17 protein-coding genes and 4 pseudogenes are annotated in these 18,944 nt (G+C 63.5%); 13 read left to right on the forward strand and 8 right to left on the reverse strand.

The features are described 5' to 3' along the window. The first annotated feature begins 3 nt into the window (after window positions 1-3). Genes KIH07_RS17180 through KIH07_RS17225 form a run of 10 tightly spaced genes read left to right on the forward strand, consistent with a single transcriptional unit; the run spans window position 4 to window position 11,009 of the window. On the forward strand, window positions 4-1,059 hold the full coding sequence (locus KIH07_RS17180; protein WP_226493132.1) for a type IV secretion system protein: 1,056 nt from the start codon (window positions 4-6) through the stop codon (window positions 1,057-1,059). A 25-nt stretch (window positions 1,060-1,084) separates the two neighbouring features. Next, window positions 1,085-1,783, forward strand: coding sequence for a type IV secretion system protein (locus KIH07_RS17185; protein WP_226493133.1), 699 nt, complete (start codon window positions 1,085-1,087; stop codon window positions 1,781-1,783). 23 nt (window positions 1,784-1,806) lie between these two features. Next, window positions 1,807-2,577 carry a virB8 family protein gene (locus KIH07_RS17190; protein ID WP_226493134.1) on the forward strand — a complete coding sequence of 257 codons (771 nt, stop codon included), beginning with the start codon at window positions 1,807-1,809 and terminating at the stop codon, window positions 2,575-2,577. Further along, window positions 2,574-3,506: a TrbG/VirB9 family P-type conjugative transfer protein gene (locus KIH07_RS17195; RefSeq protein ID WP_226493135.1), complete on the forward strand. Its 933-nt coding sequence runs from the start codon at window positions 2,574-2,576 to the stop codon at window positions 3,504-3,506. Before KIH07_RS17190 ends, KIH07_RS17195 begins: the two co-directional genes overlap by 4 nt. Beyond that, window positions 3,503-4,816, forward strand: a complete 1,314-nt coding sequence (virB10, locus tag KIH07_RS17200) for a type IV secretion system protein VirB10 (protein ID WP_226493136.1) — start codon at window positions 3,503-3,505, stop codon at window positions 4,814-4,816. Before KIH07_RS17195 ends, virB10 begins: the two co-directional genes overlap by 4 nt. Next, window positions 4,813-5,931 (forward strand): P-type DNA transfer ATPase VirB11, encoded by a 1,119-nt coding sequence (gene virB11, locus KIH07_RS17205; RefSeq protein WP_226493137.1) that lies wholly within the window; start codon window positions 4,813-4,815, stop codon window positions 5,929-5,931. The genes virB10 and virB11 overlap by 4 nt, the downstream gene beginning before the upstream one ends. Next, window positions 5,928-7,967, forward strand: coding sequence for a type IV secretory system conjugative DNA transfer family protein (locus KIH07_RS17210; RefSeq protein WP_226493138.1), 2,040 nt, complete (start codon window positions 5,928-5,930; stop codon window positions 7,965-7,967). Before virB11 ends, KIH07_RS17210 begins: the two co-directional genes overlap by 4 nt. After that, on the forward strand, window positions 7,964-8,608 hold the full coding sequence (locus KIH07_RS17215) for an OmpA family protein (protein WP_226493139.1): 645 nt from the start codon (window positions 7,964-7,966) through the stop codon (window positions 8,606-8,608). The genes KIH07_RS17210 and KIH07_RS17215 overlap by 4 nt, the downstream gene beginning before the upstream one ends. A 38-nt stretch (window positions 8,609-8,646) precedes the next feature. Next, on the forward strand, window positions 8,647-9,744 hold the full coding sequence (locus KIH07_RS17220) for an LPD7 domain-containing protein (protein WP_226493140.1): 1,098 nt from the start codon (window positions 8,647-8,649) through the stop codon (window positions 9,742-9,744). An 8-nt stretch (window positions 9,745-9,752) separates the two neighbouring features. Then, window positions 9,753-11,009 (forward strand): DUF1173 domain-containing protein, encoded by a 1,257-nt coding sequence (locus KIH07_RS17225; protein WP_226493141.1) that lies wholly within the window; start codon window positions 9,753-9,755, stop codon window positions 11,007-11,009. 87 nt (window positions 11,010-11,096) lie between these two features. On the opposite strand, the pseudogene KIH07_RS17230 reads toward KIH07_RS17225, so the two are convergent. Then, window positions 11,097-11,402 (reverse strand): annotated as a pseudogene (locus KIH07_RS17230) (integrase core domain-containing protein); the annotation flags it as partial. A gap of 80 nt (window positions 11,403-11,482) precedes the next feature. On the opposite strand from KIH07_RS17230, the pseudogene KIH07_RS17235 reads away from it, so the two are divergent. Then, a pseudogene (locus tag KIH07_RS17235) lies at window positions 11,483-12,763 on the forward strand (IS110 family transposase). 108 nt (window positions 12,764-12,871) lie between these two features. Here KIH07_RS17235 and KIH07_RS17240 read toward each other — a convergent pair. The 6 genes and pseudogenes from KIH07_RS17240 to KIH07_RS17265 all read right to left on the reverse strand — a co-directional run bounded on the left by KIH07_RS17240 (window position 12,872) and on the right by KIH07_RS17265 (window position 16,562). Beyond that, window positions 12,872-13,555 carry a DDE-type integrase/transposase/recombinase gene (locus KIH07_RS17240; RefSeq protein ID WP_226493142.1) on the reverse strand — a complete coding sequence of 228 codons (684 nt, stop codon included), beginning with the start codon at window positions 13,553-13,555 and terminating at the stop codon, window positions 12,872-12,874. Further along, entirely contained in the window at window positions 13,552-13,818 is a 267-nt protein-coding gene (locus KIH07_RS17245) for a transposase (RefSeq protein WP_226493143.1), read from the reverse strand. The genes KIH07_RS17240 and KIH07_RS17245 overlap by 4 nt, the downstream gene beginning before the upstream one ends. Window positions 13,819-13,961: 143 nt before the next feature. Beyond that, window positions 13,962-14,382 (reverse strand): annotated as a pseudogene (locus tag KIH07_RS17250) (IS110 family transposase); the annotation flags it as partial. 101 nt (window positions 14,383-14,483) lie between these two features. Further along, window positions 14,484-15,065: pseudogene (gene istA / locus KIH07_RS17255) on the reverse strand (IS21 family transposase); the annotation flags it as partial. A gap of 411 nt (window positions 15,066-15,476) precedes the next feature. Continuing rightward, complete coding sequence (locus KIH07_RS25500) at window positions 15,477-15,653, reverse strand: hypothetical protein (protein WP_226493144.1); 177 nt, start codon at window positions 15,651-15,653, stop codon at window positions 15,477-15,479. A 48-nt stretch (window positions 15,654-15,701) separates the two neighbouring features. Further along, window positions 15,702-16,562: a cupin domain-containing protein gene (locus KIH07_RS17265; RefSeq protein ID WP_226493145.1), complete on the reverse strand. Its 861-nt coding sequence runs from the start codon at window positions 16,560-16,562 to the stop codon at window positions 15,702-15,704. Between the two features lie 101 nt (window positions 16,563-16,663). Here KIH07_RS17265 and KIH07_RS17270 point away from each other — a divergent pair, with 101 nt between their 5' ends. Continuing rightward, window positions 16,664-17,089: an organic hydroperoxide resistance protein gene (locus tag KIH07_RS17270; protein WP_226493146.1), complete on the forward strand. Its 426-nt coding sequence runs from the start codon at window positions 16,664-16,666 to the stop codon at window positions 17,087-17,089. A 42-nt stretch (window positions 17,090-17,131) separates the two neighbouring features. Continuing rightward, the gene (locus tag KIH07_RS17275; RefSeq protein WP_226493147.1) at window positions 17,132-18,145 is read left to right on the forward strand and encodes an alpha/beta hydrolase; all 1,014 of its coding nucleotides are present in this window, start codon (window positions 17,132-17,134) and stop codon (window positions 18,143-18,145) included. 357 nt (window positions 18,146-18,502) lie between these two features. Here KIH07_RS17275 and gspG read toward each other — a convergent pair whose 3' ends face one another. Continuing rightward, complete coding sequence (gene gspG / locus KIH07_RS17280; RefSeq protein WP_226493148.1) at window positions 18,503-18,928, reverse strand: type II secretion system major pseudopilin GspG; 426 nt, start codon at window positions 18,926-18,928, stop codon at window positions 18,503-18,505. Between the last annotated feature and the right edge of the window lie 16 nt (window positions 18,929-18,944).

The raw sequence follows: 18,944 nt of genomic DNA on the forward strand, positions 1-18,944 counted from the left end.
GCCATGTTCAACTGGGTCGGTTCGCAGTTCGATGCCATCCTGAGCACCTACGTGCTGGGCGTGGTGTCGTCACTGATGTCAGCCATCACGCCGATTGCCCTGACGGCGATGACGGTGTGGGTCGCCCTCTACGGCTGGGCCGTGCTGCGCAACGAGGTGCAGGAGACCGTGCCCACCTTCGTCTGGAAGGTGTTCAAGATCGGGCTCGTGCTGGCCTTCGCGCTGCAGTCCGGCTTTTACATCAGCAACGTGGCCGACACCGCCAACGCACTGGCCATGGGCGTGGCCAGCACCTTTCTGCCTTCTGGCGTGGACCCCAGCACCATCAGCTCACCCTACGCCCTGCTGGACAAGTTCAACGACGACGCCAGCGCCCAGGTGGCCGACATCATGAAAGAAGCCAGCGTGCTGCGGCTGGACCTGCTGCTGGCCGGCGGGATCTTCTCGATCGGAACCGTCTTCTTTCTCTGCATCGCCCTCTTCGTGGTCACGCTGGCCAAGCTGTTCCTGACCTTCGTGATCGCCATCGGCCCGCTGTTCATCCTGTGCCTGGCCTGGCGTCCGACCGCCCGCTTCTTCGACAGCTGGCTGTCCATGGTGCTCAATGCCGTGGTGCTCACCTGGTTTGCGTTCTTCGCACTAGGCCTAAGCGCCTACATGGGAGCGGCCATGTTCAAGGCCATCAACGACGGTGGTGGGTTCCTGGGCAGCACCTTCAATGTGCTGGGCGAGGCCACCCGCTACTGCGTGCTCATGATCCTCATGGCCATCCTCTGCTTCCAGGCGCCCAGTCTGGCCTCGGCCCTGACCGGAGGCGCCGCCATCCAGCAAGGCGTGCAGATGATCCAGAACGCCATGATGGTTTCGGGTCTGCGCTCGGCATCGTCCGCCCGCTCGGCAGCCGCAGGCACAGGAGCCGGTGGCGTCATTCGTTCAGGCGCGGGTGTGGCGGGTGCCGCCGCCGCGACCGGCCGCTACGCAGGAAACATGGCCCGCAGGGGCTACGGAGCCGCAAGGTCTGCGGCATACCGACTGGCCGCCTTGCGTGGCCGGTCTTGATCGCCTACCCACCCAGGAGCACACCATGAAGCAACTTCGTCTCAAGGTCGCCGCCGCCGTGTTGATCTCGCTCGGCGCCACCCACGCCCGCGCAACCGGCATTCCCGTGATCGACGTGGCCAACCTGTTCCAGGCGGTCCAGCAGGTGATCAACGACCTCACCCAGATCAACAACCAGATCCAGCAGATCCGACAGCTGCAGACCCAGATTGAGAGCATCAACGGCATCCGCAACTTGGGCGACATCTTCAACAACCCGCTGCTCAAGAACTACGTCCCTACTGAGGCCTACACCCTGCTCAACGCGGTCAACACCTCGGGCTACGACGGGCTCAACGCCACCGCCAAGGTGCTGCGGGACGTGGGCATGCTCTACAACTGTTTGGACCGCAGCGGCGACGCTCGCACCGATTGCCAGGCCACGCTGGCCCAGCCGTACCAGCAAAAGGGACTGCTGCAGGACGCGATGAAATCCGCCGCTCTACGGCTGGAACAGATTCAGTCGCTGATGACCCAGATCAACGCCACGCCGGACCAGAAGTCGGTGCTGGAGTTGCAGGCCCGCATCGGCGCGGAGAACGCCCTGCTGGCGCACGAAACTTCCCAGATCCAGATGCTGCAGGGCATGGCGGACAGCGAAGAACGTATCGCCCGCTCGCGCGAGCGTGAACGTCAGTACCAGATGCTCGGTCGCACCGGCAAGGTCTCGGACTACCTGCCCTAACTTCACCTCCACCGGAGTCCCCCATGAGTGCCATCCTGATGTCGGGTGAGGCCGCCGCATGGCCCAAACAGCCCAAGGAGCCGCGTGCGGTGCCGGAATCTCCGTCGCTGCTGGCCAACCGCGTCTGGGAAATCGACCGCGCCCTGATGCTGGAACGCTCGGAACGCCGCGCCTGGGCAGCCGCTGCGGCCGGCCTCGCCATCGGGCTGATTGGCATCGCCGCGGTGTTCGTGCAGGGGCCTCTGCGCCGTGTGGTCGAGATCCCCATCGTGGTGGACCGGGTGACGGGCGAAACCACCATCCAGCAGCGCCTGAGCGAAGAAACCATCCCCGCCATGGAAGCGCTTGACAAGCACAACCTGGCCATGTTCGTGCGTGCCCGCGAGAGCTACAGCTGGATGTTCCTGCAGCGGGACTTTGACCAGGTGGCGCGCATGGCGGTGCCTGCAGTTTTCGCTGAATACAACCGCCAGTACGAGGGCGACAACGCGCTGCAGAAGAAGGTGGGCGCCACCGAGGAATGGCGCATCAACGTCGTGGGCGTGCGCCTTCGCGCTTCGGGGCGCAGTGGCAACCAGAGCGATGCCACCGTTACCTACGACAAGGTGGTTCGCCTGACCGACCGCAACCTGCCCGAGGTCACCACCCGGCACGTGGCCAGCGTCGTCTACCAGTACCAGCCCAAGGTCTTGTCCAAGGAAGCCGACCGGCTGGAGAACCCGTTCGGGTTCGTGGTCACGGCCTACCGGTCAGACCCCGAGATCAACACCACGACCACAGGAGTGAAGCCATGACGCCGCTGATGACGCCCCTGCTTCAGACCCTTCCCCCGTTGGTGCTGGTGGTGGCCCAGTTGCACGCTCTGGCGGCACCGCCCAGCGACAAGGCCGACCCACGTTTGCGCGAAGTGGTCTACGACCCGGCTGCGGTGATCACCGTCCCCGTCAAGCGAGGCATGGTCACCCTGGTGGAGTTCGACAAGGACGAGGTCATCACCGAAGTGGCCGTGGGCCAGGGTGGCGACTGCAGCAAACCGGACACCGCCTGGTGCGTGACCGCACAACCCGGTGGCCGGAACCTGTATGTCAAAGCCAAGAGCGCCGCCGATGCACCCAACAACCTGGCCGTGGTCACCGACCGGCGCTCGCATACCCTGCGTTTCGTGATCCTGCCGGATGCGGATCGCCAGCCACCGGTCTACCGACTGAGCATCCGGTCCCCCAAGGCGCCCGCACCGGCGACCAGTCCGGCGCAGAAAGAACTGGAAGCACTGGCTGCCCTGCCTCCCATCCCACGGGGGCCAAGTGCCCAACAGATCGTGGCCGAGAGGCTGCAGGCCAAGCCCACGGTGCTCAACACCCAGTACGCGCTGGCCGAAGGTGCGGCGTCGGCCGACATCGTGCCCACCCTGGTCTATGACGACGGGCGCTTCACCTACCTGCGGTTTCCGGGCAACCGGGAAGTGCCGGCCGTGTTCCAAGTGCTCGGCGACGGCAGCGAAACCCTGGTCAACACCCGCATGGAAGACGACACCCTGGTGGTGGACCGCGTCAGCCGGCGCCTGATGTTGCGAGCGGGGTCGTCCGTGGTGCGCATCTGGAACGAGGCGTTTGACCTCGAAGGCGCGCCCGCTCAAGGCGCTACCACGGTCCCGGGCGTGCAACGGGTTCTGAAAGAAGGGGCGACCGCCCCCTCGTCACTGAAGTCAGGAGTGAAGCCATGACCGAGAAGAACGCCAACGCCGGGCCGCCGGAAGAAGCCTCGGACGGTCCGGAGAAGACTGACGGCAACACCATCAGCCCGCTGCCGGGTGAAGCCGGCATTCCCAACGTGGGCCGCGAACAGCCGATCACCGTGTCGAGGAAAAACGTGGTGGTGATCGGCGTCGTGTTCCTGGCGATTGCGGGCGCCGCAGGGGCTGTCATGAACCGGTATTTCGGCGGTTCGGGCGATGCCGACAAAGACAGCTCGCTCATGCGGGACCGGCCTTCTGCCGCTGGCGCGGGAACCAGGCCGCTGGACATGACCCGGCCTGCGACACCCCATGTACCGGCCATCGTCCCGGGGCCCAACGAAACGGTGGCACCCATCGGTCTTCGGCAGCCAACGCCCACCAACGGACCCAAGACACCATCCCCCGACGATGCACCGGTGCTGGTGGTTTCCTCCCGCGCGGGCAGTCTTCAGGGCGCATCTCCGGGCGGAAGCCAGCCACCGAACGATCCTGCCTCGGCAACGTCCAAACAGCTGCAGGACTACCAGCGACGTTTGCAGGGGATGCTGGATAACCTGACGCAGGGCAATGGGTTGGCCAATGGATCGAACCCTTCGGCGCCCGACAACGCACCGGACTTCCGGCAGAACCTGCAGGACGCAGCGGCGGGACTGTTCGGCGGACAGTTGCAGGGCTCGGATACGCCCAAGGTGAAAGCCTCCACGCTGGGCGACCGCAGCCTGACCCTGCCCAAAGGGACGGCCTTTACCTGCGCGCTCAAGACGCGGGTGATCAGCGCCACCTCGGGCCTGGTCGGCTGCCAGGTGCAGCGAGACGTCTACAGCGACAACGGCCGCGTTCTGCTGATCGAGCGCGGGTCGCACCTGGACGGTGAATACCGCATCGCGTCGGTCCGGCCCGGCACCGTCCGCATTCCGGTGCTGTGGACACGCATCCGCACACCCCACGGGGTCAAGGTCGATATCGAGTCTCCCGGCACAGGGCAACTGGGTGAATCGGGCATCGACGGTCACGTGGACAACCGCTGGGGCGACCGCATCGGTGCGGCCATGCTGCTCTCGCTGATCGACGACTCGGTCAAGCTGGTGATCCAGAACCAGATGCAGGACCGGGACGCCGACACCATCGTGCTGCCCTCCACCACCGAAAACACCAGCAAGCTGGCCGAAAAGGTGCTGGACAGCACCATCAACATTCCGCCGCTGATCTACCAGAACCAGGGCGGCATCGTCGGCATCTACGTGGCCCGCGACGTGGACTTCTCGTCGGTCTACGCCCTGCAGCCGGTGCAGCGATGAACAACCTGCCCTGCCCCGATGAGGCCACGCCGGACGGCTGGTGCGGCGACGCCACCTCGGTGGTCGAGTTCCTGCGCCCGCTGCGCGAACAGCTCGATGCGCCAGGCGTGCTGGAGGTGTGCGTGAACCGGCCCGGCGAACTGCAGGTGGAAACCGTGCAGGGTTGGCGGCAGGTGGAAGCTCCCAAACTGTCACAAGAGCGCTGCCTGTCGCTGGCCACCGCCGTGGCCACCTACTGCGATCAGCAGATCAACCAGGAACGGCCGCTGCTCTCAGCCACTTTGCCCAGCGGGGAACGCATCCAGTTCGTGATTCCGCCAGCCGTCACTCGCGGCACGGTGTCGATCACGGTGCGCAAACCCTCGGAAGTCATCAAGCGCCTGGACGACTTTGAACGCGACGGCCTGTTCCAGCGCATCGGCGAAAAAGCAGCCATGAGCTACGCGGACGATGGGCTTCTGCCTTTCCAGAGGGAGTTGCTCGCCCTCAAGGCTGCAGGCCGGTATGCCGAGTTTCTGCGGCTGGCAGTGCACAAGCACCAGACCATCGTGGTGAGCGGCAAGACCGGCTCCGGCAAGACCACCTTCATGAAGGGTCTGGTGGAAGAGGTGCCGCGCCACGAGCGCCTGATCACCATCCAGGACACGGCCGAACTCAACCTGCCCAACCACCCGAATGTGGTGCACCTGTACTACAGCAAGGACGCCCAGGGCACGGCGCGTGTCACGGCCAAGTCGCTGCTGGAAGCCTGCCTGCGCATGAAGCCGGACCGCATCTTCCTGGCCGAGCTGCGCGGAGAAGAGTGTTTCTCCTTCATCCGCCTGGCCGCTTCGGGCCACCCCGGCAGCATCACCAGCGTGCACGCGGGCAGTTGCGCCCTCGCGCTGGAACAGATGTCGCTGATGATCCGCGAGAGCGGTGCAGGTGGTGGCCTGCGCATGGACGAGATCAAGGGTCTGCTGGGTATCGTGGTCGATGTTTTCGTGCAATTCGACCGGGACGAACGGGGCCGCTTTATCTCCGAGATCGCCTATGAGCCGCGCCGGCTCCAACCGGGCGCCAGCGCTTGCGCCCAGAACCTGCAGCCAGGCCTGTTCGAGGGTGCGCCGTCATGACGCCGTCGCTGACCCTGCCCATGGCGTCCTGGTCCACCCCGCGCAAGGTCGCGGCCTACGTGTTCACGGCCGTGTTGCTGGCGCTGCTGATCCTGGTCACCCTTTACCTGTCGGGCGCGCTGTTCCTGCTGCTCATCAAGGCCGACCTGCGGATGGCCCGCTGGAACAGCTTCACCGACTACTGGCAGCTCTACGGCGACGACCCCATGCTGCGGCAGCGGCTGTTGCTCGCCCTCGGCATGGCCAGCTTCGGCACGCTGGTGGTCCTGCCGGGCATGCTGTGGGCAGCCAGCCGGCCCCGTCGTGCCTTGCATGGCAGCGCCCGGTTTGCCTCGCTCTCCGAAGTGAAGTCCGCCGGGCTGCTGCTCAACGAGGAAGGTATCAACCCACCCAGCATCCTGATCGGCCGATTCCGGGGCCACTTCCTGGCCTTGCCCGGGCAACTTTCGGTGATGCTGTCGGCCCCCACGCGCAGTGGCAAGGGCGTTGGGGTGGTGGTGCCCAACCTGCTGAACTGGCCTGACTCCGTGGTGGTGCTGGACATCAAGGGCGAGAACTTCGCGATCACCGCGGGCTACCGGGCAAAACACCAACAGGCCGTCTACGCCTTCTCTCCCTTTGACGAAGAAGCCCGCAGCCATCGCTGGAACCCGCTGACCGCTGTCCGCAACAGCCCCTTGCACCGGGTTGGCGACCTGCTGGGCATCGGGCAGGTGTTCTTCCCCAACGACGGCAGCGGCACCTCGTCAGAGGCCTTCTTCAACGACCAGGCCCGCAACCTGTTTCTGGGTCTGGGATTGCTGCTGCTGGAAACGCCCGGCCTGCCGCGCACCATCGGGGAAATGCTGCGCCAGTCCTCGGGACAGGGGCAGCCGCTGAAAACCCACCTCAGCAGGTTGATCCAGCAACGGCAAGACGCCAACGATCCGTTCTCGGACGAATGCGTGGATGCCTTGCAGCGCCTGCTGTGCAACTCCGAGAACACGCTGGCCAGCGTGGTCGCCACGTTCCACGCTCCGCTGATCATCTTTGCGGATGCGGTGGTCGATGCGGCCACCAGCGCCGACGACTTCGACCTGAGCCATTTGCGCCGGCAGCGCATGTCGATCTATGTGCGCATCCCGCCGCACCGCCTGGCCAACGCACGGCCACTGCTGAACCTGTTCTTCTCGCAACTGGTCAGCCTCAACACCCAACACCTGCCCGCGCAGAACAAGTCCCTCAAATACCAGTGCCTGCTGGTCAACGACGAGTTCACCGCCATGGGGCGCGTGGGCATCATCACCCACTCCGCCGCGTTCCTGGCCGGCTACAACCTGCGCCTGCTCACCGTGGTCCAGGCCATGTCACAGCTGGACGCCACCTACGGCGAAAAAGAGGCCCGCACCTTCGCCACCAACCACGGCCTGCAGATCCTCTTTGCGCCCCGTGAGCAGCGCGACGCGGACGAATACAGCGCCATGCTGGGGCACTTCACCGAACGGGTCACGACCCGCGGGATCAGCCGCTCCTTCAGCGGCCACGGCCACCGCACCGTCAGCCGCAACGAAAGCGAACAGCGCCGGGCGCTGCTGCTGCCGCAGGAGTTCAAGGAGCTCGGCCGCGACCGGCTGGTGGTCATCTGCGAGAACTGCAAGCCGATCTTGGGCGAAAAGATCCGCTACTTCCAGGACAAGGCCTTCAAGGCACGCCTGTTGCCCGCGCCAAAAGTAGAGCCGATGCGGATGGAGCTGCACCAAGCCAAAACCCAACAACGCTGGCGTATTGCCGAGGACGAACTCCCGCCAGACAAGAAGACCTTGCGCATCGAAGACATGGCCCACGACATCGAAATCCTCAAAGACAAGCTGGAAGGTTCAGCCGAAGAAGCGGCTCAAACCTGCATCGACTTCTTCTGTCAGTTCGATGGGCCAGAAGCAGATGGCGGAACCATCGAACCCGCCGACGAAGCTGACAGTGCCCCCGATCCCGCCACGCCAACCGTCGCCCCGGTGAAGGAACCCCTGCGTCTTGAAACCTTGGGAGAAAACCCATGAACACACCTCAGTTTCGCGTAGCCTTCGCGGCCTCCCTGATCGCTCTGTTGAGCGCCTGCAGTTCGCCACCCAAGCCGCCGACCGTGGACGAATCCCAGAAGCGGCCCGCCAACGCCCAACTGGCCGTGGAGCTTCAGGTCTGCAAGATCGATCTGCAAAACACACGCATCCAGGCCGTCGAGTCCGACCGCCTGGCCGAAACCACGGCCGCAACGCTGACCCACATGGCGGCGCGGCAACAGCTGCTGGCGACGATTCAAGAGAAGGTCATGGCCAACCGTGTGCACACGGTGCACTTCGCCTTCAACAGCACCCGCGTGTCGATTCCAAGCACCGAGGCCGCTGCCCTGGTAAACGAATCCAAGGCCGCACCGCTGGTGGTGTTGCGGGGCCGTACCGACGGCCTCAGCGACTCATCCGTTGAGAGCCGCATTGCCCAGGCCAGGGCCAACGCGGTGCGCGACTACCTGATCGCAGCCGGGGTGGACCCCACGCGCATCCGCGCCACCCACCAACCCAGCGGTGACTACGTGGCCGACAACCGCAACCCACAGGGTCGCCAGCTCAACCGCCGGGTCGAGATCGAGGTGTACCGCACCCTCCCCTTGTCCACACAGGCTTTGGCAACGCCTCAGCCCTAAACCGTAGCCATCTGAACCCACCACCGAAGGAGAACCCCATGGACGAGAAAGCCGCACCCTCCCGCCGCGCGGATCAGTCTGTATCGGATGCACCCACATCTGCGGGTGGCACGGTGGAACCCGCCGACCGTGCCCAGGTCGCCATCCGGACCTTCCAGACGCCCGAGCCAGAACCGGGCGAACGGTACGAACTGCGCGACCCGTTTACCGACCTCACCTACCGCAGCGAGCGCTACCAGGACATGACGGCCAAAGCCGATCAGCTCGGCGCCAACCGTTTCGTGGTGCTGGACGCAAGGGACCAGAAGTCGTTCGTTCACAAGGTGGAGGGGCAATGGCAGCGAGAAGAACCGCTCGAGCCCCAACGCCCGTCCCCCACCAATCCCCCAGAGAAAGCCGCACCTGAAGCTGCACCCTTTGAGGCATCTGCGCGGCTCGACATCCAGGCCGAACGCGAAGCGCTGGTGGCCCGACTACAGGCAGCACTGACCGACCGCTACATCATCAAACGCGCCCCGGTCACTATGGGCGACCTGAGCATCGGCCTGACCGAATACCGTTTCAAGGGAGACACCTCGCGCGTCGCCTTTACCGAATCCACCTTCCGCCTGGCCACCGACACCAACAGCCCATCGGTCGCGCGCTCCATGGTCGATGTGGCCGAAGCCCGCAACTGGCAGTCCCTGCGGGTGACCGGCAGTCAGGACTTCCGGCGCATGGTCTGGCTCGAAGCGGCCGCACGTGGTGTGAAAGCTCATGGCTACGAGCCCAATCTGGAAGACCAGGAACGCCTCAAGGTGGAGCGTGAATTGCGGCTGACCAACCGCATCGAACCAGCGCGTGAAGCCGGTGCAGCTCAAGGCAACAGCGCCGCCAACAAACCCACGGGCCGGGGCAGCGGCGGGCGCAAGACCGTGCTGGCCGCCATCGAGGCCATCCTCGTGGCCAACCGCGTCCCTGAGAAACGGCGCGAAGCCATCATGGTGGCAGCGGCAGAGAAGCTCTCCCAGCGCATCCGCGAAGGCCTGGTGCCCAAGGTCAGGCTCTACGACAAGAACGCGCCGTCACAGCGGCCTGTCGTCGCGCCACAGCCTGAACAGCAACGCGCCCGCGAACGGGCCGCACCTGCACGCTGAACAACGCCGTGGAAACCATCGTTGAATCCGTACCCGCCTACGAGATCGGCGGGCAACGCTGGGACCGGACGATGCCCGACTTCAATGAGGCCATCGCCAAAGCCCACGCCCACCACCTGCGCCCACGCTGCCTGTGCTGGACCGAAACGCCTGGCGTCGAGATGTATGTGGCGCGGCTGAGCGATGGCTATCTCATCAAGCGCATGCCCAACACCGGCTGCCTGCACGCCACCGACTGTTCTTCCTACGAGCCACCGGCCGACTTCTCAGGCCTCGGCCCACTGGTGGGTTCCGCCATCGTTGAAAACCCGGTCACTGGCGTCACGGCCCTCAAACTGGACTTCCCCATGACCAAGCTGCCCGGCCGCCACGTGCCACCGGCGGCGAGCGGTGCCAGCAGCAGCGTGGCCTCGCAGGGCCAGAAACTCGGATTGCGCGCCCTGCTCCACTACCTGTGGGACCAGGCCGAACTGACCCACTGGAAGTCGGGGTTCGATGGCCGGCGCCACTGGGCCACCGTGCGGCGACACCTGCTGCAGGCCGCAGAAAACAAAACCACCCACGGGCAGTCGCTGCTGGCAAGCCTCTACATCCCGGAAGTATTTGCGGTGGAACAGCGCGACGCCATCCAAGCCCGCCGACAACGGTTGTGGGCCCGCGCCGTTCCCAGACAGGGCGAGCCCCAGCACCTGCTGCTCATGGTGGCCGAGGTCAAGGAGATTGCCACCGCCCGCTACGGATGCAAAGCCATCATCAAACACCTTCCAGACCAGGCGTTCGCACTGGACGATGTGCTCTACCGGCGCTTGAGCAGAAGTTTTGAACGCGAACTCACCCTCTGGGGCATGGAGTCCGAACTGCACCTACTGATGGTCGCCACCATTCGGCTGGACCAAGCCGGCACACCATGCATCGTGGAAATGTCCCCCATGCTCACCACCGGCCAGTGGCTGCCCGTGGACGACGGCTGGGACCGGCAACTGGTCGGGGCGCTGGTTCGGCAGGGGCGCAGCTTCGTCAAGAGCCTGCGATACAACTCGCAGGGCGATCAGGCAGAAATCTGCGCCAGCTTGCTGGACTGCGGCACGCTGCCCTGCCCCTTGATCATCGACAGGAAACACAGCGTGGAAGTGGCAAAGGTGATCAACTTTTTCGGGCCGGCGCGAGACTGCGGTGCACCTGTCTGGCGATGGAATCCAACCCTCGGCGACATGCCAGCCCTTCCGCTTCCGTATCCGGCTGGTTCCACATCCGGTACCGGATAAATTCCAGATTGGAGTTGACCCGATTCCGTGGACACATCATTCTTTGTGTTCAAGGAGTCGTGACGTCTCCCCCATATCCGGTCATTTCTAAACTGGAGTCGGGCGGCTTTCCAGCTGTTGTGCTGACCTCTTTTTGACGAACTCGCTCGGGGTCAGGTGGCCGAGTGAGCCATGCGGGCGGTGATGGTTGTAGTCATGCTGCCATGCCTTCAATTTCTCCCGCGCATCCTGCATCGTAATGAACTCGTTGACGTTCAGGAACTCATCACGCAACCGACCGTTGAACGACTCGATCAACCCGTTGTCCGTGGGCTTCCCGGGTCGGGTGTAGTCGAGCTTCACACCGCGGCGCCAAGCCCATTCGTCGAGCGCCTTGGACGTGAATTCCGTGCCGTAGTAAATGCATAGTGGTTGTCAGCCACTGTCGGCAGCAAGCATCCTTGGGATCGCTGACTTCCGAAGGAGACCACCCAATGGCTGACACGAACCCTCCTATCGCCGCACTGCACTGGGTTGCAATAGACGTAGCCCGGTATTGGAACGCAGTCCTTGTTGAGACCGCGTCTGGTCAGCGACATCGCTTTCGCATGACCAACAGCGCTGCAGACATGCAGCGCCTGACGGACTTCTTGGTTGGCCTTGGCGGTCGCTGTCGGGTGGCGCTGGAGCCCACCGGTGATTACCACCGCCCGATTGCTCACCGATTGCTTCGCGCTGGCTTCGAGGTCGTCTCGATCTCATCGGTAGCCCAGTCCCGGTTCCGCGAAGCCATGTTCAACTCATGGGACAAGAACGACCCCAAAGATGCTGCAGTCATCCTGGAGATGCTCAAGCAGGGGCGCACACAGCGCTATGTCGACCCCATGCTGGCCGGACACCACGACATCTAGGAGCTATCCAAGACCTACTATCAGATCAGCCGCGCCAGAACCAAGGTCCAGCACGCCATCATCAACCACCACGTGCCGCTGTACTTCCCCGAGATGCACAAGTACTGGACCAGCACGCGCAACGAGTGGTGGGTGAAGTTCATGATTGAGTTCCCCACCCCGGCCCATGTGCGACAGCACAGCTGCCAAGAGTTCATCGAACTGGCCTCACCAGTGGTCGGTCGCCGTGTGCATCGCGTGGCCAAGCTCACCGAGATCTGGGAGTGCTGCGCAGACTCCGGAGCGCTGCCACACGATCCACAAAGCGTCGCCGTGCAGACCTTTCTGTTCACGCTGCGTCACTATCAGCACCTCAATGACATGCGCCGCCAACTCGAAGAACAGGCGCAAGACCTGCTGGCCAGCGATTCGGACTACATCAACCTGATGTCTCTGCCGGGTGTGGGGCCCATCAACGCCCTGACGATCCTTGCCGAGGCCGGCAACCTGCGCCGGTTTGGTCATCACCGGCAGTTTCTGAAGTACTGCGGTTTTGACCTGGCCAAGAGCCAGTCGGGTGTTCAGCGCGGCCGAGAACAGCTGTCCAAACGAGGCAACGCCCGTTTGCGTCTGGCGTTCTGGCTGGCCGCCGTCGTTGCGATTCGGGCTCGCGAGAACTCGTTTCGGGAGAAGTACGACCGATACGTCAGCAGCAACCCCAAGGACCCCGACCTCAAGCGCAAGGCGCTCACGGCCGTGGCAGCCAAGATGGCGCGCGTGGCGTACGGAATCATCAAGAAGAACCAGCCCTACCGGCGGTTCTTCGAGCAGAGTTTGCCCAGCGGATCGATCCCTCTCAACAGGGCCGTCGGGGCGCCGACGTAGGTCGGGGACCCCCTAGATAATGCTCGGACCTTCCGCTGGGCTGCCTACGCTGTTTTAGGTACGGTGAAGATCACGACGAAGGCGTCGTGAATCTTGTTTCCACTATGGTTAACCGAGGCGTCCCTGTGCGGCGGAACCGCGTCGCCGATTCTGCTCATCGCTCTTTGTCATCTGCCGATCTGCGAAGCAAGACCGGCGAGCGATGCTGTTGCCGCTTGTCGGGACACCTCTTGCATTTAGTACGTTGTCCACCGTGATTGCCTTGGGCCATCCTCGCTCCAGCGCTGCCTCGTCCAGGGCCTTCCCAACGCACCGCCCCGTGAGCCGGAAGTTGGCCTCTAGAGACACACTCTCACGACTCCACTGATCGATCACCGTGAGCACGCGGAATGACCGTCCATCAAGCATCTGATCGTGCACGAAGTCCATGCTCCAGTGCTGATTCGGCCCTGTGGCAGGCGTTGGCCGACCACGCTGCAGGCTGATGCGCTTGCGGCGTTTGACCTTCATGCGCAACTGCAATCCTTCCAGCTGGTACAGGCGATAGACGCGCTTCTTGCCAACGGACCAACCCTCCCGCTTGAGAATGACCAGCACGCGCAGGTAACCGAATCGTGGACGGTCCATCGCGATCTCACGGATGCGCAGGCGCAGCGCACTCTGATCGCGTGCCTCGCTCTTTGCATACCAGACCGATGGTCGCAGCAGCGCCAGCCGGCACGACCTGCGCACATTCACCTTGTAGCGCTCCTGCATCCAGGCCGCCAGCTCACGCCGCTTGACAGCCTTCAAAGCTTTTTTCGGACGACCTCCTGCAGGATCTGTTTGTCCAGCGTCAGGTCGGCCACGATGCGTTTCAGCCGAGCGTTCTCGTCTTCGAGCATCTTCAAGCGCTTGAGCTCGGTCACACCCAGGTCACCAAACTTCTTCTTCCACGTGTAGTACGTCGCTTCGGACACGCCGATCTGGCGGCACACATCGACCACCGGTGTGCCTGACTCAGCCAACCGCAGCGCGAAAGCGATCTGTTCCTCTGAAAATCTCGACCTCTTCATTGCTTCTCCTTGCGCCCCTTCGGGCTTGCCGGAAAGCAACCGTACCTCTAGTTTTGAAAAGTCCGGAATTTGGGGGAGACGTCACGGTTTGAGAATCAAACCAATACCTGTCCACGGACTCGGGTCAACTCCAACTCCACCGCAATGCGCTCGTCAAGCCTCGACAGGTGGCTGAGCAGATCGCCGATAACGGTATTGCACCAACCCGGCAACTCTTCGAGTACCGCGTGCGCGCCATGGCGCATGACTGCCGCCTTCTGTGGCAATACGATGCCCAACTCGCTGAGAAGGCCTCGGATCCGGTTGATCAGTGCCGTCCGCTCTTCGATGAAACCCTGACGCGCGCGGTGCACGAACAGTTCGGCCTGCTGATTCTCGCGCCCAGTGGTGAGCGCCCGAACATGTCTCCATGCCGATCACGCGAGGCGGCCAGGAAGCAACAAGTTCCAGCAGCTTGGCGCGGCGCACCTCTGGTCGCTTCAGTTCGACCAGGCCGCTCTTGCTGACGGCATGCACGGCGAAGACATTCTTTGCCAAATCAATTCCCACGGTGGCGATCGTCATGGTCATCTCCTTCGAGTTGATGGACAGAGAGACTTACATGCTGGCATCGACCGTGGTCTGCAGCGAGCCGGCCGGCGCTACGAACAGGGAAGTCCCTTGCATTCGTAGATGCCCTGGCGGGCCACGCCGCCGAGCGCCGCAAACGACCTCGTGTGCGGGTCGAACAGCATCTCGTGCCCCTGGCTGGGGTACGCCACCAGCCAGAACGCGCGCGAGGCGCACAGCTTCAGGTGCGCCACCTGCGCCTGGTGGTACACCCCGCCCACAACAATACCTTCCTCGCTCCAGTCAAACTGGAACGCCTCGCCCAGTTCAAAGCTCAGCGGCACAAACGCCTTCGTGGTGTCCTTGCCGCAATCCTGCCGCCACGCCCGGATGAAGTCCGTCACCGCGCTGTAGCCACCCCGGTAGCCCTGGGCCTGGATCTGCACAAACAGCGCCAGCGCCGTGCGCCACTGATCCCGTGCCCGGTGGGCATCCGTCTTGAGCGCCGCCACCAGCGTCGCCTCGAACGCCGAGAACTTGCCCACCTTCTTCGCCCGCTCATACCGCGGCTCGACCGCCGCAGGCGCCTTCAGCCACTTCTTGACGGTGTTCCTGGCCAAACCCGTCTTCCTCGAGATCTCGCTGATCGAAACCCCATCGCGCATCTTCATGCGCCTGACCTTGCCAATCATGTCCATGGTGATCACCTCGCTTGCTCCTGCCAAAAAATTCAGCAGTCGCGTGATACACCCCGGTCAGTTTTGAAGCGGCACTCCCACCTTCAGATGGTCAGTTTTCGGTCGGCGTCAACAGTCTGGCCCCTCGATCGGCCTCGAAGATCGCCAAGCCCTGGCCCGAGACATCGACACGGCCCATGCCGCAGGAGCGCGACTCGAGCCGCGTTTTTCAGCGGCGCCATCGGCGCGCATGCTACCCCTTACGTCCGAACCGGGTGAACCACACCGAACTAGAGGTCACCCCTGATCAAGCACTTGCTGGCACGTTGCTCGGGCACACCCAAAGGCTCCCAAACCCCCTGTGGTCGCTGAACAGATTCAGACCGACCTGCATTGACGTTTACCCCAGCCGGTTCACAGCTTGGCCACGTGTTATGTGCTGCGCTTGCCGTCGCTGATCTGGTCGCCAGGCTTCTTGTCGTTTTCGAATCGGTAGAGCGGGCGCTTCGTATGTTCCCAATACCTCTGGCCGTCGTCCCGGGTGATGAAGCTGTAGGCGCCGCTGGCTTTGGCAGGAATGGCATGCCAGTTGAGCGCAGCCTGCGGCACACACGCTGTTCCCGCTGTTTGATACGATGTTGCGCCGGTGCAGAGACATCACCCAGGATCCCTCTGCTGTCTCCATTCGCGTGGAGCCATGCCGCATTGCGCCTTGAATGCCCGCGACAACGCCGCTTCACCGCTGTAGCCCACCTCGTCTGCGATCAGCTTCAAAGATTTCCCCTGGCGCAAGGCCTGCTGCGCCAGCTTGACCCGCCAAGCCTGCAAGTAGGCGCCGGGGGTACAACCCACCGCCCTGCGGAAGGCGGCGGCGAACACACTGCGCGACATGCTTGATAGGCTGGCCAAGGACTCCAGCGACCAGTCCTGCTGCGGTTGTTCGTGCATCGACACCAGGGCCTTGCGCAGCTTGGGATGCGACAAACCGGCCAGCATGCCGCCGCTCATCTGGTTGGTTTCCATCAGATGGCGCAACACCTGGATCAACACCACCTCGAACAACCGATCGACCAGCGCGTGCCGGCCGCAGTTGTTGCCAAACGCCTCTTCGAAGAGCAGCAGCAGCGTCTGATCGGCGCCCGCGATGCTCTGTAGCGGCAGGCAGATGACATCGGGCAGCGCGCCCATGATGGGGTTGGCGGCACCGCCATCGAAGTGAAGCTCCGCGCACGCCAGGTCGGCGCCCCGCTGGGCGTCGGTGACGAAACGTCGGGCCACCGGGCGCGGATAGAGCAACAGGCTGGGAACGTCCACCTGAAGTGTGGGGCGCCCCGGATGGACGATCTCCATGCTTCCCACTTTGAGCAGATGCATCTGGCCGCTGTCGCCCGGCGATGAGAAATCCGTGATGCCGCACAGGGCGCCGGAGTGAAACATGTGCGCGCGAACCGGGAAATGGCTCAGCAAGGCATCTAGGCGGTCGGTACAGGTTTCTGACATATTGAGACTATGGGACAAGTAATCAATATTATCCTTAGCTTATCGTATTTTCAGCGGCGTACAGTTCGTTCTTGCCAAACGGCATTACCGAAACCCACCCGCCCCAAAGGAAATACACCATGTCGATCGAACAAGTTCTCTACCAAGCCCACGCCATCGCCACCGGCGGCCGAGACGGCCGTGCCATGGTCCCCGCCGGGGACCTCGAGTTCAAGCTGACCACCCCCAAGGAACTGGGTGGCGCAGGCGGGGCCGGCGCCAACCCGGAGCAGCTGTTTGCCGCCGGCTACAGCGCCTGCTTCCTGGGCGCCATGAAGTTCGTCGCCAGCCGCGAGAAGCTGGCCATGCCGGCTGACACGGTCATCGAAGGCTTCGTGGGCATCGGCGCCATCCCCAACGGCTTCGGCATCGAGGTCGAACTGAAGATCTCCCTGCCGGGCCTGGACCGCGCGGTCGCCGAACAACTCGTGCAAAAGGCCCACACCGTCTGCCCGTACTCCAACGCCACCCGCGGAAACATCGACGTGACCTTGACGATCGTCTGAGCCCGCTCCCCATTTTTACCCTGCCATCCCAAGGAAATCACCATGAACCGCAAAGTCAAATTCGCCGCTGCCACCGCCATCGCCCTGGCCGCCCAAATGAGCTTCGCCGCCGGCAGCCCCGGTGTCGAACGCAACACCCAGGCCTTCCTCGAAGCGCTGGCCAAGGGCGGCGGCCAACCGCTTGAAACGCTGTCGCCTGCCGATGCACGCCAGGTGCTCGTCGGCGCGCAAAAGGGCGCCAAGCTGCCCGCCGCCGACGTGAGCGAGAAGACCATCACCGTCGACGGCAAGCAGATCGTGCTCAACATCGTGCGGCCGGCCGGCGTCAAGGGCGTGCTGCCTGCATTCATCTTCGTGCACGGCGGCGGCTGGATCCTGGGCGACTTCCCGACCCACGAGCGCTTTGTCCGCGACCTGGTGGCCGATTCCGGCGCGGTGGGCGTGTTCGTGAACTACACGCCGTCGCCCGAGGCACGTTACCCGGTCGCCATCAACGAGATCTACGCCGCGACCAAGTGGGTGGCCGAGAACGGCGCACAGATCAATGTGGACGGCAAGCGGCTGGCCATCGCGGGCAACAGCGTGGGCGGCAACATGGCCACGGTGGTGGCGCTGATGGCCAAGGCCAAGGGCACACCGGCGCTGCGTTCGCAGGTGCTGTTCTGGCCCGTCACCCACGCCAACCTCGAGAACGCGTCGTACAACGAATTCGCCAACGACCACTTCCTGACCAAGGGTTTAATGAAGTGGTTCTGGGACGCCTACACCACCGACCCCAAGCAGCGCCAGGAGATCTACACCTCGCCGCTGCTGGCCACGCCGGAGCAGCTCAAAGGCCTGCCGCCCACCCTGGTGCAGACCGCGGAGAAGGATGTGCTGCGTGACGAGGGTGAAGCCTATGCACGCAAGCTGGATGCTGCCGGCGTGAACGTCGTCGCGACCCGCTACAACGGCATGATCCACGACTTCGGCCTGCTCAACGTGCTGTCCGATCTGCCGACCACGCGCGCCGCGCTGCACCAGGCCGGCGAAGAGCTGAAGCTGCGCCTGCGTTAAGGGCCTGTGCTGGCCCGATCAGCGACGGTCGGGCCAGCCTCTGCCCTTGGACGGTGACTGGAAGTTTGCCGGTTTCGATGACAACGACTCCAGTTTATGGGTCTTAAGATATTGGTCTGGAAACGCCTGCCATACAAGCGGGCCGCTTAAGTGCGGTGGATTGCCCCCACATGAGACCCTTTTCAGAGGGTCGGCAGGGGTTCATGTAAAAAACCGCAGAAACAGGCTTAAGTTATTGTCTTCATTGGATTTTTCTCATCCTGGGGCGAGGCATTTCCGTGCGCATTTTAAGAACGGCGACCCATTTCAGCCCGAAACTGACTCCATGCGGAATTGCATGGAACTTCACGAAGCCCGTCAATCCATCCAGCTGCCAATGTCCGCGTTGTAACCCTCACCCCCGGTTTCTCCGTCGGCCCCCAGGCTGAAGACGTCGATTTCACCGTGCAGGCCCGGGGCGCGGTACTGCAGTTCGTTGCCCCACGCGTCCTTGGGGATCTTGTCCATGTAGGGGCGCCAGTTGGTCGGAATCTTGCCGCTGCTGGGCTTCTGAGCCAATGCCACCAGGCCCTGGCTGGAGCTGGGGTAGGCCCCGGAGTCCAGCTTGTACAGATTCAGGGCCTGCACGATGTCGGCCACTTGCTGTTTGGCGGCAGCCACCCGCGCATCGTTGGGGCGGTCCATGATTTTAGGAATCACGAGTGCGCCAAGAATGCCCAGGATGGTGATGACGACCAGAATTTCGATCAGCGTGAAACCGCTGCTTTTGTGGATGCGTGGCATGTGAATCGGTCCTTGT

It is taken from the genome of Hydrogenophaga taeniospiralis, from assembly GCF_020510445.1.
Classification (GTDB): domain Bacteria; phylum Pseudomonadota; class Gammaproteobacteria; order Burkholderiales; family Burkholderiaceae_C; genus Hydrogenophaga.

Excerpts from the sequence above, each read along its gene's own strand:
- KIH07_RS17180 (WP_226493132.1), top strand. The coding sequence starts at position 4 with ATGTTCAACTGGGTCGGTTCGCAGTTCGATGCCATCCTGAGCACCTAC.
- KIH07_RS17185 (WP_226493133.1), top strand. The coding sequence starts at position 1,085 with ATGAAGCAACTTCGTCTCAAGGTCGCCGCCGCCGTGTTGATCTCGCTC.
- KIH07_RS17190 (WP_226493134.1), top strand. The coding sequence starts at position 1,807 with ATGAGTGCCATCCTGATGTCGGGTGAGGCCGCCGCATGGCCCAAACAG.
- KIH07_RS17195 (WP_226493135.1), top strand. The coding sequence starts at position 2,574 with ATGACGCCGCTGATGACGCCCCTGCTTCAGACCCTTCCCCCGTTGGTG.
- virB10 (WP_226493136.1), top strand. The coding sequence starts at position 3,503 with ATGACCGAGAAGAACGCCAACGCCGGGCCGCCGGAAGAAGCCTCGGAC.
- virB11 (WP_226493137.1), top strand. The coding sequence starts at position 4,813 with ATGAACAACCTGCCCTGCCCCGATGAGGCCACGCCGGACGGCTGGTGC.
- KIH07_RS17210 (WP_226493138.1), top strand. The coding sequence starts at position 5,928 with ATGACGCCGTCGCTGACCCTGCCCATGGCGTCCTGGTCCACCCCGCGC.
- KIH07_RS17215 (WP_226493139.1), top strand. The coding sequence starts at position 7,964 with ATGAACACACCTCAGTTTCGCGTAGCCTTCGCGGCCTCCCTGATCGCT.
- KIH07_RS17220 (WP_226493140.1), top strand. The coding sequence starts at position 8,647 with ATGGACGAGAAAGCCGCACCCTCCCGCCGCGCGGATCAGTCTGTATCG.
- KIH07_RS17245 (WP_226493143.1), bottom strand. The coding sequence starts at position 13,818 with ATGAAGAGGTCGAGATTTTCAGAGGAACAGATCGCTTTCGCGCTGCGG.
- KIH07_RS17270 (WP_226493146.1), top strand. The coding sequence starts at position 16,664 with ATGTCGATCGAACAAGTTCTCTACCAAGCCCACGCCATCGCCACCGGC.
- KIH07_RS17275 (WP_226493147.1), top strand. The coding sequence starts at position 17,132 with ATGAACCGCAAAGTCAAATTCGCCGCTGCCACCGCCATCGCCCTGGCC.
- gspG (WP_226493148.1), bottom strand. The coding sequence starts at position 18,928 with ATGCCACGCATCCACAAAAGCAGCGGTTTCACGCTGATCGAAATTCTG.